The organism is Psychrobacter sp. CX21 (assembly GCF_057396255.1).
Genome location: NZ_JBXYJG010000016.1, coordinates 36740 through 50688, shown reverse-complemented (window position 1 = coordinate 50688; position 13949 = coordinate 36740). Strand labels below are relative to the sequence as shown.

Below are 13949 nucleotides of genomic sequence, written 5' to 3'. Positions count from 1 at the left end.
CTAAATTTAGGTGGCATTTATGTTACGCTTATGTCTTCCTGACTAATACAGTGATTTTACTTAAATTATGTCATAGCGCTCATAAAATTTGTGCAACCTCTACAACATAAGTATTGCAATAGTACAGTCAAGGCGTACCAAAGGAATATATTAAAGTCATTAACAGGTGTGAAAATATTGACGACTAAACCCTACTGTAACTTATCGTTGGAGAAATAATATGTCCCTAAAATCCACCCTAAAAGGTATGCTAGGCGAAGCGGTTATTAATGTCGGCACTTGGCTAATGCTCGATAAAGAAGTCTATCACCGTATCAACAACGTCACCTTGCCATTACCTGATGGCGGCAGTACTCAAATCGATCATGTTATTGTCTCAAAATTTGGTATCTTTGTGATTGAAACCAAAAACTACAAAGGTTGGATATTTGGTAGCGAAAACCAAGCGCAGTGGACGCAGGTATTGCACAAACGCAAGTTTAAGTTTCAAAATCCATTACGCCAAAACTACCTGCATATCAAAACGCTTAGCGACTTACTACAATTAGAAGAAGACAAGTTTCATTCAGTCATCGCATTTATAGGCGACTGCCAGCTAAAGACAAAAGATAAGTTACCCAAAAATGTGTTGGCTAATGGCTGGATTCCTTATATTAAAGACAAACAAACAGAGTTGCTAACGCCACAGCAAGTATCTCAAATAGTCGCAAACATTGAGTCGGAACGTTTTAGCAAATCCTTTAAAACTAATTTACATCATAAAGCCTATGTTAAGCAAAAGGTTAAAGACAAGAATAATATAAAACTTAACCAAACGTCGAATCATCAAATGCAAGCGTCGCAGAATCCAGCCCTACCTAAATTTGCTACATCTACAAATGAACAAACTCAATCAACGCATAACCAAACTACACATAATCAAACAACACATAGTCAAACAACCACTTCAAAGTCATTATGTGACGATAAAATCGATGACAATACGCTATACTTAAATACCTCAAATCTAAAGGCTCAAAAATCGCCACAGACCTCATCTACGGGTGGCGTAGCTATCAATGAGCCTACGATAGAGCAAAGTACACCGATGTTTACAGTGGCAACCTGCCCAAATTGCCATGGCGAAATGATTAAACGCAAAGCCAAAAAAGGGGCTCGTCAAGGTCAAGAATTTTACGGCTGTGCTAAATTTCCTAAATGTCGTGGCGTTGTTAATATTACATAAATTGTTGATTTGAATATGAGACTTTAATGATAAAAATAAATCAGTTATTTATTAGCGTACTGATTAGCCTATTGCTATCTAGTTTATGCTCACTAAGTGCAACTGCTAATACTAATAACAGCGTAACCGATAGTGTGGCGGGTCAATATGAGCCTGATGCTACAAATATAAAGCTTAAGCAGGATAAAGCACTGATAGAGAAGATTGATGCACAATTTTCATTACAATATTCTAAATGCGATGCTGATAATATAAAAGTCGTAAGCTATTATACCAATTCGCATAATTGGATTATATGTGAACCATCTCAAGGTCATAGGATCATTAGCATCAAGTCATTAGAAGACTATATAGAGATGGGCGAAATTTATTATGACATCAATAATGAAATTATTTACGCTATGGAATGGGAGTATGTAAAATCTAATGATGCAGAAATCTTAGATATTTGGAACTATCAGTATTATTTTAAAGATGGTGTATTGAATGGCGAGACCTCACTTGGACATGGTAAATCTGAACGTAGTGATTGGAATCCTGAAAACATCGTCAACATCTATAAAAATAGGCTAGACCAGCTAGATAATTTAGATTCTATAAATCAGGCTCATAAATAGTAACCACCGCGCTTATTAAAGAATTGGCAATAGATAGATTGATAGCTGCAATCGAATTAAAGCGATTCAATATGACCAGCCAAAGTTTTTAAATGCGGCACAATGTACGTAATATAATCAGTTTTATTCCATACCGCTCTTGGCACACTGGCGTTGATAGAATAATGATATTCACCAGTAAGAGAATCGTATAGAGGTACGGCCACCGCTAATATATCTTGTGAAAACTCCCCATCTGAATAGCAATAATGATGTTCTTGATAAAACTCAGTTGCCTCGTTGAGCTTTTGAAGTGAATCTTCTCGAATCTCGCGACTACTTTTTCCGTTATTAGAATGTGTGCATTTATTTTTATCTGGTTGATTATACTGCTCGTTTAGACCTTCCATGCCTAAGTTCAATTCATTTATAAGTTGCTGCTTAAGAACAGGGCTTAACGCAGCATAGTAAGCCCGCCCAATCGCAGTTTGTGCTATAGGTACGGTCGAGCCTACTGCTAAATTAACGGCCAGTCTCGCTGGGCTGCGGTAACATGCTAAATAACGCATTTCACCTTCGCTTTGAGTCGCAATATTCACTGATACTTGATGTTTTAACGCAAATTCTTTTAACAAAGGTAATGCTTCTTCAACCATATCATGGTTTTGCAGGGCGCTCGCACTAAGCTTGAGTAAGTTTTTACCAAGTTTATAACGCTCGTTATGAGTGCGGTTAATAAATTTTAAGGTTATTAAGGTATGCAATAGTCGACTTATGGTAGCCTTTGGCAAGGCTGTTTTATCGCACAATTGATGATGGGTCAGTTCCTGTTCATCCTCAAACACGCTCAATAATAACAATCCTCGTGCTAGCGCCGTGATAAAGGCTTTATCTTCATGTTCTTTAGCGCGCTTTATATCATCCATTATGCTCGTACGCAGAGTATTCATATTTTTTATATTCATCCATTGTGTGTTTGTGCGACATGCATCGGACATCTTTATTCTTATAAATCGAATTATAGTCCATGAAATACTAAACGATTACGGTGTTAACCTCGCTCGCCCTACTATAGTCAGCGAACTTATAAAGAGTCACGGTGTTAACCTCGTTAAGCCTACCCTAGTAGTACTTGCACTCGGTTACCTTCTAAACATTTTAGATTTCTTTAACTGTGGCTCGAAGTGTTTGGAGCTATAAATTTGAAGATCAATTAGCTTTAGTGCCAATAGTAATTATAAATTTAATCGCAATGTCTTTACTTAACTAAAGGAATTTGGTTTAATAATTTCAATAAACGAAACTTTGTTCCGCTATACGAAACATGATAAGTTTATCAGCTATTTTATTATTTGGCTATAACGCTAAACGTCGATTAATCAAATCATTTTAGTTAATCTGTTTCTTAAGTTATAGACACATCTAATCAACCATCAATTAACTAGCATAATTTAGCACCAGACAAAAAGTTATCACCAAACTATTATCTTTAAATAATTAAACGGAGTTTGTTATGTCATCAGATACCAATACCGCTTACGCAACCGAGCGTCCAACTTTTGAATGGTCAGATGCATTTTTATTAAACAATCAGCTCACCGAAGAAGAGCAGATGGTGCAAAAGTCGACGCACGATTTTTGTAAAACTGAATTGATGCCAGGTATTTTAAAAGCCAATCGTCATGAAAACTTTGATCGTAACATCATGCGCCAAATGGGCGAGCTTGGATTATTAGGCGTGACTATCGACGGTTATGGGTGTGCAGGCTTATCAAGTGTCGCCTATGGCGTTATAGCAAGAGAGGTTGAAGCCATAGATTCAGGCTACCGTTCTGCGATGAGTGTTCAATCAAGTTTGGTTATGCATCCAATATGGGCGTATGGCACAGAAGCACAAAAGCAGAAATACTTACCAAAACTAGCCACAGGGGAATATGTGGGTTGTTTTGGTTTAACTGAGCCTGATGCGGGATCTGATCCAGGATCGATGAAGACGCGCGCAAAAAAGGTAGAGGGTGGCTATCGGTTAAAAGGCAGTAAAATGTGGATCACCAACAGTCCTATTGCAGACGTGTTTGTGGTATGGGCGAAAGACGATCACGATGAGATTCGCGGATTTGTTTTAGAAAAAGGCATGGAAGGATTATCTGCACCGAAGATTGAGGGTAAGTTCTCACTACGCGCTTCAATAACGGGTGAGATTGTCATGGATAATGTGTTTGTGCCCGAAGCAAACGCGTTCCCAGAGATACGTGGACTAAAGGGACCCTTTGGATGCCTAAACAAAGCGCGTTATGGCATCGCATGGGGCTCTATGGGTGCGGCAGAGTTTTGTTGGAAAGCGGCGCGTCAGTACACGCTCGATCGAAAACAGTTTAACCGTCCTTTAGCGGCGACTCAGTTGGTGCAGTTAAAACTGGCAGATATGCAAACTGAAATCTCACTAGGTCTTCAAGCCGCTTTACGTGTCGGACGCCTAATGGATGAGCATAACGCCGCCCCCGAAATGATTTCTCTTATTAAGCGTAATAATTGCGGCAAAGCCCTAAATATAGCTCGCGTGGCTCGTGATATGCATGGCGGCAACGGTATTAGCGATGAATATCATGTCATTCGTCATGTTATGAATCTTGAAGCTGTCAATACCTACGAAGGTACACACGATGTGCATGCATTGATATTAGGACGTGCGATTACTGGCATTCAGGCATTTGCTTGAGTCTACTGTGTTTTTTTCAATTTGTGCTTGCCATATTACCTTATGGTTGATGTATCGTTCAAAACATCTTTCTCATTGTTTATTTAATGGTGAAATGAATGTTTTGGACGATTCTTAGTTTAACATCGTTTCATTATTTTAAATCAGGTTCGTGCTTGGTAATAGGTCAACTTCTCATCTCAATCAGTAAGTAGATAGACTTTAAGAGAGTACATTATGCTATCAAATCAATCATCGTCTGATCCTTCCAATCATCTGTCTTCGAAAGCCCCTAATGCAGCATTAGCACAACAAGCATTAAAAGGCATTAAGGTTCTCGATTTATCACGAGTATTGGCAGGGCCGTCGTGTACCCAGATATTAGCTGATTTGGGAGCCGAGGTTATCAAAGTTGAGCGTCCGCTTATCGGCGATGAAACCAGACATTGGAACCCGCCTAGCTTTGTAGACCCGAAGGACGGTACAAAAACAGCAGCATACTTTGCGACTGTCAATAGAAATAAAAAATCAATCACGGTCGATATTACAAAACCTGAAGGGCAGCAAATAATCAAAACTTTAGCCGCCGATAGTGACGTACTGGTTGAGAACTTTAAGGTCGGCGGGCTTAAAAAATATGGTCTAGATTATGAGACTATAAAAGAGATAAACCCCAAGCTTGTATATGCTTCTTTAACCGGTTTTGGGCAATATGGTCCTTATGCTAACAAACCTGGATACGATTATATTATCCAAGGTCTGTCGGGGCTCATGAGCATCACAGGCCCCGCTGATGGAGAGCCCCATAAAGTAGGTGTGGCTGTAGTTGATCTGTTTGCTGGACTGCAATTGACCATAGGTATTGAAGCGGCGCTGCTGGCACGTGAAAAAATGGGTAAAGGTCAATATGTCGATGTGGCCCTATTGGATAGTGCAGTGGCTATGCTAGCCAATATTGGTATGAACCAATTGGCATCAAATACAACGCCGCCGCGACTGGGTAACGCGCACCCTAATATTACCCCTTATCAAGTATTCGAAACGGCTGATGCCAATCACTTTATTCTCGCTTGTGGTAATGATAGTCAATTTGCAAAAGTCTGTAAGCTATTAGAGCTACCCCTAAATGAAGATAAACAATACGCTACCAATCCAAATCGAGTGGCTAATCGAGACCGCTTACAGGCCATGTTGTCTAAAGCTTTTAAACAAAATACTCGGGATTATTGGTTAAGTGAGCTTCAAGCTATGGGTGTGCCCTGTGGTCCTATTCATAATGTCACAGAAGCTTTGGCCATGCCTCAAGTTGCCGCGAGAGAAATGATTGTCAGCTTCGAGAATAGTCCAATTAAAGCGCTTGGAAGCCCGATAAAACTATCAGACTCGCCGGTAAGCTATCGCACACCGCCGCCTAAACTTAGTGAACATACTGATCAAACCCTATCTGCACTTGGGTATGACCGCGAAACTATAGATAATCTTAAAGCAGATGGTATTATTTAGATTTAAAAATATTGAACAATAAAGGAGTATTTTTAAGGTTTGAATGTTAACTTAATTATTAAGTGTATATAATAAACTAAGTCCTAAACTTTATACCTTATACCTTTTGCTAGGGATCGCGCCTTGAACAAAATTTACCTTCAACTTTATAAGGCTCTATTATTGAGCCTTACCTTTCTCATACCCCTAAATGCATGCACCAATGAACCTGATCAAACCTCCCACAGTGATGAAGAACGTCCTTCAGTATTTAATTATACCGGCAATCCGGTAAATGGTTTTACAGATGTATACTCAGCTGCATTGAATGGTGATGAGATCGCTCAAATTCAGTTGGCACAAGTTTATGAGGATGGACTTGGTATACCACAGGATTATGCCAAAGCAATTGAATGGTATGAAAAAGCCGCTAATCAGGGTAATAGAGTGGCTCAATATAATTTAGGTACGATTTACAATGATGAGAACAGTGGTGTTCAAGATTTTGATAAAGCTATGCATTGGTATAAAAAAGCTGCGCAACAGAACTACCCATTAGCGTTAAATAACATTGGGTGGATGTACTTTGAAGGTAGGGGTGTAGAACAAGATTATCAAAAAGCGATAAATTGGTTTGAAAAATCGGCTGAGTTTAAAGAACCCTCAGCGTTAAATAACATGGGATGGGTATATCATCAAGGAAAAGGCGTCCCCAAAGATATAAAGACAGCTTCGAGCTGGTATAAAGAAGCAATCAAATACAGTAGTTTTTTGGCGCGAAATAATCTAAACGCTCTTGAATTAGAACAACGAAAACCTTGTGTAGAATATAATAATACAAGCAAGCATTTCAAAAAGACGCTTAAAGCCGCTGAGCACGGTAGTAAACAAGCACAGTATGAACTAGGTGAGATTTATCAAAGTAGTGATGAGGTCTGTCCAAATATTGATAAAACAGTCGAGTGGTTTACTAAATCTGCTGAACAAGGGCATGCTAAAGCATTAAACGATTTGGCGGTCCTTTATGAATATGGGCAGGGCGTTGAACAAGATATTGATAAAGCATTCGTTATGATTAAAAAATCCGCGAATAAAGGCAATACAATTGCTATTTTTAATCTTGGGACATTTTATTTTAATGGAAAGTCTGTACCTCAAAATATTGATAAAGGTATTGAACTGTATACTAAAGCTGCAAATGAAGGATTAGATATAGCTCAATATGAATTAGGAATAATCTATGAAAATGCTAAAGGTGTTCCTAAGGACTCGACGCAAGCATTATACTGGTATAAAAAAGCTGCAGAACAAGGCCATGCTTTAGCTCAGTATAATCTCGGAATCAACTATCGCGATGGTTTATATGTAGAACAGGATTATGCAAAAGCCATGTACTGGTTTAAACAAGCCGCAGAGCAAGATCTTCCCTTAGCGCAAAATAACTTAGGCTGGATGTATCAGCAAGGTGAAGGTGTTGATGTGGATTATGAGAAAGCCTTGATGTGGTATCGCAAGGCGTCAAGTTGGGGAAATGAGACGGCTAAGATTAATCTTGCAAATCTTAATGGATATGTTGATTGAGTTAGTATTTAAACGTTATTTCTTTAGTTGTATAAATTTAGATTTCGCTTAACAGAAATAGTAAAACTATAAATGACCCTATAATTAAAAGCTATAAATATGAAACTTCTTTTATGGAAAAAGATAGTATCTTTTTCAAAAACACTAAATTCGATTAACCAAAATTTTATCAGACCCGAACTTAAAATAATTAGTAACTGTTCTGTACTGTCCTTTGTCATTTTCAGCTTAATTGCCAGTGCCAGTGCCAGTGCCAGTGCCAGTGCCAGTGCCAGTGTCAGTGCCAGTTCCAATATCAACGAAAAGGTTGCCGCGTCCTATGTTAGCACTGACTCAACTAAAGTTTGTCTCCCGCAAACGGTGGAGGATATAGATCACGATGACTATAATTTAAATAATCCTTATGGTTTAAAAATTAGAGTTCATGGTGCTACATATGAATTAGTTGATAAGTATAATAATACCCTATTTTCAAATATTTATAATATAAGAAAATTCAGTGACTTTAGAATAATTGCTAAGAGAAATGGACTCAAGGGTGTTATTGGTTCAGACGGTAAGCTTATACTTGATTTTAGTTATCACGATATATTGCCAAGTCATGACCCTAGTGTTTATTCTGTCAAAATTGTGGATGGCAATTCAAAAGGATCGGCTTTAATTAATGATAAGGGTGAATGGATATTCCCTAAAGCTAGTGAGAATGAGAATGCTCTTGAATTATCTAAAAAAATTAAAACAATATATCCGATCCATACAAATTTTGAAGATAATAAAAGTTTTTTTAAGGTAATTTATAAAACTAATATTCAGTTCGTCGATAAAATTAAAAACAAAGGTGTGATAGATCATACTGGTCAGATTGTTCTTCCTATAGAATACTACCGAATTGACACAAAATATAGTTGTTTAACCAATAAGCTAATATTCGTTCACTATGTTAATAATAGGGTTGGAGTTACCGATGAAGATGGTAAAACTATTGTTGAAGAAGATTATCGTAATAATATAAATATATTTAATGATGAAATTAACCTACTACGTCAATCAATCTCACTATTTAAAAGTTCGCCAAATGATTTTCATAATGGTAATAATATTATATTAGAAAGGATAGTTAATGATAAAGGTGAAACCATCATTGAGTCTTCACGTAGTCTAAAAGGTTTAGGCGATGATATATATCAATTTACTATAAATGAGAAACATGGCCTTATTGACGGTAGTGCTAATGTAATATTACAACCTATTTATGATGACATTATAGATTCATATTCTATCAATAAACCTATAGTCGTTGAACAAGACAATAAACAATCAGTTTTGATCTTTGACACAACAAATAAAACTTTAAAACCAAGTTTTTTCTATGATCACATACATCCATTGAGTAGACTACATCCAATTGATTTGGATAACATGACATCAGGACCTAAACCAGGTTCGCTCAAATATTCTATACCAACGAATAATGAACTTTATTTATCATCCAATAGTAATTCAAAATTAACACCCTTGATTATAGATAGCGACACTAGTTTGAATTATAGCTACTCATATGATGCTAACTCTATATTTATGAATACCTTAAATAATAAGCGTGGTTTGGTAACCGCTCATAATGAAATTATCATTCCCAATATTTATGATGATATTTACCCTCAAGACAGGTTTTTAAAAGTTCGCCTTGGTGATAAGTACGGGTTAGTTACCGTGTTTAATGAAGTCATATTGCCAATTGAATATGACGCTATATCCCAGATAGGTTCTAATACCAATCAACCTGATGAAAAAAAACTATATGAAATTAAGCGTAATGGATTAACAGGTATTTTAGATGCTAACGGTCAACTGGTTGTACCGATGCAGGATATGACGATACCAGTTTTAAAAAATTCTGGTTATGATGATTATCTATTCATTGAAAATAAAGGTTTGTTTGGATTGATAGAGCTTACTCATGGAAAGCAAATTCTACCTACTGTATTTCAGGATATTAACGCTGATGAATATAATGATTTTATCCTTACTATAAATAATGGGCACTACGAGCTATATAGTCTTAATGGGGAATTGTTATTAAAAGCAGAAAATAGTATTACTTTAGTTGAACCTTTGAATACTCAAATTTTAATCGATAAAAACGGTGACAGTAATGAATATTTGAAACTTCAATCTACTGAACAGTTTATTAGGCTAGAAGATATCAAAGGATATTTGAGTTTATGGAATTTGAATAAAGGTAAAGAGGTTATTAAGGGTAATTATGATGATATTAAATATGCAGGAATTGCAAATACCAAAGAAGATTTAATAAATAATATTATTACCCCAATGTTTATAGTGACTATTGGTGACAATAAAGGAGTGATTGATGCTAATGGTGATTTATTGTTTTTGGATAAATATATAGGTATAGCTTCTATTAACTATCCTCCTCATTTCATTGCTGCAAAATCTGTTACGATTAAAGGTGAATATGATTCAGATAAATTAACGAAACAATTGGAACTTGATGGATTATCTGGCGAATCGTTAAATAACTCTAAAGTAATAAAATTTGGCTTAATTGATAAGTCAGGTAACGTTTTATTGCCATTCGACTATGATTATATTGAGGTTTCTTATGCCGAAGATGAGGTTTATATTTATGCATTTAGTAAAGGTTTAGTACATAAATATGATCACGATTTAAATCTAATAGAAATTAGTCATGATTCTAAATTTTGATATACACAGTTATTCAAAAAACTAAACATATCAATCAAATACGCTCACGTTTATAAAGGCATACCCATTGATAGTCTATAGAAAGCAGTTTTTAACCTCACTACTTGTAGCCATTATCTGTATAAGTCATACCACCTATAGTTATGCTGATACTGATACTGATTTTGATGAGTTTTATTTAAGACAGCTAACAAGTGATGATCACGCTTATAGCGGTGATATGGATGAAACTATTTTTAAAGTTTTAATTGATTATACAACTGAGGGTTATCGTAACATCAGTAGAATAGATCCCATAAATTTTGATAAATATGATTTTACCAATGCAATAGCTGGGTCTATCGAACGTACTGATTACAATATTGGAATCATAGGCAGTAATTACCAACGTTTAATTATGAAGATCGATCAAGTTCGACAAGTTCCCAATCAATTTCAGCGTTATCAAATATTAGGGACATCTAAAGTTAAAAATAATTTAAATGATTTTGAAGGCGTATTAACTCTTAACGATATTTATATCTACGCAGATTTTGATTATGGGGTTGATGAGGAATATAAAAACAAAGGATTGGTTGAACAAGGATTTGCAGTATTCGATTACGTATTAAAAGAGAACCCGAACCAAAAATATAGTGGTGTATTTAGTGGTAAGCTTTATAGTAAGTGGTATTTGACAGACGATAACGTAATGCACTACAACTATATTAACTATTATTCTGATAGTTACTTCAACAATCTATACTATGGTAAATGGTCTCCCTATGCGAGCGATAAAACTAAGATAGCTGTCTGGGCCGACTATAAATTAATTAATGAAATTGTCCCTGATTTGAACATCGGTGCAGGCGGCTTTTCGCCTAATCCAAAATATCTTAAATATGGGTGGGCGGATTACCATAAACAATTCCAATATAATAGCGATTAAATAGTAAACCCTATTCAACTGCCTCCCATCCGCGCGGAAATATCCTTGGCTAATGCAAGCAAAGCTTGACTCACCACTTCGCGCTGACACTCATATTCTTGTTTGACAAAACTCACGGCCATTCCTGCAATGGGCTGACCTTCAGCATCAGCTATATAAGTACCCATACAATACATACCTTCACGAAGCTGACCATCATCTAATGAGACGCCAGTTTGACGAACCTGATCCAATTCACTTAATAGCTTATCCAATGACTGTACACTTCGAGAAGTATAAGGTTCTGGCATTATGTCACCTAATAATTTAAGAAGGGTTTCATCATCATAAGCCGACAGCATTGCTTTACCAGTCGCTGAAAAAGGCGCCGGCACGCGAACACCTGACCTAAAGGTAAACCCTAAGGGAGCTGGAGACTCATGACATGCTAGAAATACTACCTCAGTACCGTCTATTTCTGACAGAGTTACTGTATGATCCAATAGAGTAGGGTGCTGCGATATCACTTCATGAAAAATATCAATAATACTGTTCTGCTTTTCATATTTACCCGACCAGTACAAAAGATATGACCCCAATTGAAAACGATTATCACGATCTTTGTACACGATATGTTTGGCCAATAAGCTTTGCAAAATATTGTGTGTGCTACTACGCGGTAACTTTAATTCTTCAGCAATTTCAGCGGAAGTTAATGGGTAATTGGTATCCGTAATTAAATCAAGAATGAGACACATTTTATCAATAGCTGGTACGCTTACCGCTGGCTTTTTATGATTAGATTTCAATATTTTAATCCTATGTAGGTATGACTAAATTTAAAGCTACACATTTTATGTTTCGCATTATAAGTGTTGATGTTATGAGAGCATAGTACTAAAGCTATATTAGGGCATTTAAAATAGCCTAAGCAAAATTATTCGTAAATCTTATTAATATGATTCATCTAAAATAAACTTCAATAATGGTATTGCATTATAAATAAGTTTATACCTATAATAATTCATCTTGTATATGAAATATGAATTCAATATATTGAATTATATCATTATTACCTTTTATTTAGAATATATTATTTCAATTTAAAAAAGGTTTTAGCAGTTACTGTTCATTTCGTTTAAAAAATTTAAAACTTACTTATATCAATACAATAGCTATTTAAAGTCAATAACATTGCAATCTCAAGGACGGTTAAAATGATAAATCTAAAAAATAAACATTTACTAAAGTCTCAATGTCTAGTTGGTACTGGCTGGATCTCCGCAGAAGATGAAGCTTCTATAGATGTTGTGAATCCTTATAATGGTGAAAAAATAGGTCACGTTCCTAGTCTGACTCAGTCACAAGTTGAACAAGCCGTCAGTGATTCAGAATCTGCACAGCGAAGCTGGGCAAAAATGACCGCAGCTGAACGTGGCAAGTTACTTAATAAATGGGCAGATCTCATTGATGAGAATCATGAAGATTTGGCAGTTATTATGACCGCAGAGCAAGGTAAGCCGCTAAAAGAATCGCGCGGTGAAATTACTTATGCAAACAGCTTTATTCGCTGGTTTAGTGAAGAGGGTAAACGTGTATACGGTGATGTCATACCAGCCACCAAATCTTCACAGCGTATTACCGTTCTAAAGCAGCCAGTAGGCGTATGCGCGGCCATTACACCTTGGAACTTTCCGTCGGCCATGATTACACGTAAAGCTGCGCCTGCATTAGCAGCAGGTTGTACCATGATAGTTAAGCCTGCGACCGAAACTCCTTTATCTGCATTAGCATTGGGAGAGCTTGCTATACAAGCTGGTATTCCAAAAGGTGTCCTGCAAATTGTTACGGGTAAGTCAGCTGTCATTGGTGACGTACTTACCTCAGACAAACGTGTCCATAAGCTATCATTTACCGGATCAACTGAGGTAGGACGCACACTGATGGCGCAATGTGCACCAACTATAAAAAAACTGTCATTAGAGCTTGGTGGCAATGCACCATTTATTGTATTTGATGATGCCGATTTAGAAAAAGCAGCTGATGGCCTTATCGCTGCCAAATATCGCAATGCGGGTCAAACCTGTGTTTGTGCGAATAGAATTTATGTACATGAAGCAATTAAAGAAGAGTTCTTAACCGTATTTTTACAGAAAGTAAAAACCTTAACCGTTGGCGATGGACTAAAAGAAGGTGTTGATATCGGGCCACTTATTAATAAGGGTGCGCTAGAAAAAGTAACCGATCTTCTTAAAGACGCATTAGACAAGGGTGCTGAATTATTAGCAGGTGGCGATCTAAACGAGGCCTCCGAATTAACGATGAATCCAACTGTGATTAGCAATGTGACACAAGATATGGACATTGCGCATGAAGAGATTTTTGGACCAATCACAACTATCTTTACTTTTAATAACGAAGAAGAAGTTATAAAAAAAGCCAACGATACAATTTTTGGGCTTGCAGCGTATTTTTATAGCAATGATTTGGCACGCTCGTGGAGAGTGTGTGAAGGTTTGGAATACGGTATGGTTGGTCAAAATACAGGTATTTTGTCAACTGAAGTGGCACCATTTGGCGGGGTAAAACAATCTGGCTTTGGCCGTGAAGGGTCCAAATATGGTATCGATGAGTATGTGAGCATCAAGTACTGGGCTCAAGAGCTTGGTTAAATTAAACTTGATTAATTGAAGCTTGTTTAATACAAACTTCTCAAAAGTTAAAGTTGTA

10 protein-coding genes are annotated in these 13949 nt (G+C 36.6%); 8 read left to right on the top strand and 2 right to left on the bottom strand.

Features of this window, described 5'->3' with window-relative positions:
* The first annotated feature begins 220 nt into the window (after positions 1-220).
* On the top strand, positions 221-1225 hold the full coding sequence (locus AC2SLP_RS09705; protein ID WP_486536474.1) for a nuclease-related domain-containing protein: 1005 nt from the start codon (positions 221-223) through the stop codon (positions 1223-1225).
* Positions 1226-1251: 26 nt separating this feature from the next.
* Entirely contained in the window at positions 1252-1842 is a 591-nt protein-coding gene (locus tag AC2SLP_RS09700; protein WP_486536473.1) for a hypothetical protein, read from the top strand.
* Positions 1843-1898: 56 nt separating this feature from the next.
* On the opposite strand, the gene AC2SLP_RS09695 is transcribed toward AC2SLP_RS09700, so the two are convergent.
* A complete protein-coding gene (locus tag AC2SLP_RS09695) occupies positions 1899-2819 on the bottom strand; it encodes an IclR family transcriptional regulator (RefSeq protein WP_486536472.1) in 921 nt (306 codons plus the stop codon).
* A gap of 515 nt (positions 2820-3334) precedes the next feature.
* Between AC2SLP_RS09695 and AC2SLP_RS09690 the strand changes: the two genes are divergently transcribed.
* The 5 genes from AC2SLP_RS09690 (at position 3335) to AC2SLP_RS09670 (ending at position 11240) form a co-directional block, all read left to right on the top strand.
* On the top strand, positions 3335-4540 hold the full coding sequence (locus AC2SLP_RS09690) for an acyl-CoA dehydrogenase (protein ID WP_486536471.1): 1206 nt from the start codon (positions 3335-3337) through the stop codon (positions 4538-4540).
* 216 nt (positions 4541-4756) lie between these two features.
* Positions 4757-6022: a CaiB/BaiF CoA transferase family protein gene (locus AC2SLP_RS09685; protein ID WP_486536470.1), complete on the top strand. Its 1266-nt coding sequence runs from the start codon at positions 4757-4759 to the stop codon at positions 6020-6022.
* A gap of 162 nt (positions 6023-6184) precedes the next feature.
* Positions 6185-7582: a tetratricopeptide repeat protein gene (locus AC2SLP_RS09680; RefSeq protein WP_486536469.1), complete on the top strand. Its 1398-nt coding sequence runs from the start codon at positions 6185-6187 to the stop codon at positions 7580-7582.
* A 99-nt stretch (positions 7583-7681) separates the two neighbouring features.
* Positions 7682-10312, top strand: coding sequence for a WG repeat-containing protein (locus AC2SLP_RS09675; protein ID WP_486536468.1), 2631 nt, complete (start codon positions 7682-7684; stop codon positions 10310-10312).
* 67 nt (positions 10313-10379) lie between these two features.
* Positions 10380-11240, top strand: a complete 861-nt coding sequence (locus AC2SLP_RS09670) for a hypothetical protein (RefSeq protein WP_486536467.1) — start codon at positions 10380-10382, stop codon at positions 11238-11240.
* A gap of 14 nt (positions 11241-11254) precedes the next feature.
* Here AC2SLP_RS09670 and AC2SLP_RS09665 read toward each other — a convergent pair whose 3' ends face one another.
* A complete protein-coding gene (locus AC2SLP_RS09665) occupies positions 11255-12028 on the bottom strand; it encodes an IclR family transcriptional regulator (RefSeq protein ID WP_486536466.1) in 774 nt (257 codons plus the stop codon).
* Positions 12029-12436: 408 nt separating this feature from the next.
* Between AC2SLP_RS09665 and AC2SLP_RS09660 the strand changes: the two genes are divergently transcribed.
* Positions 12437-13891, top strand: coding sequence for an NAD-dependent succinate-semialdehyde dehydrogenase (locus tag AC2SLP_RS09660; RefSeq protein ID WP_486536465.1), 1455 nt, complete (start codon positions 12437-12439; stop codon positions 13889-13891).
* Positions 13892-13949 lie beyond the last annotated feature (58 nt).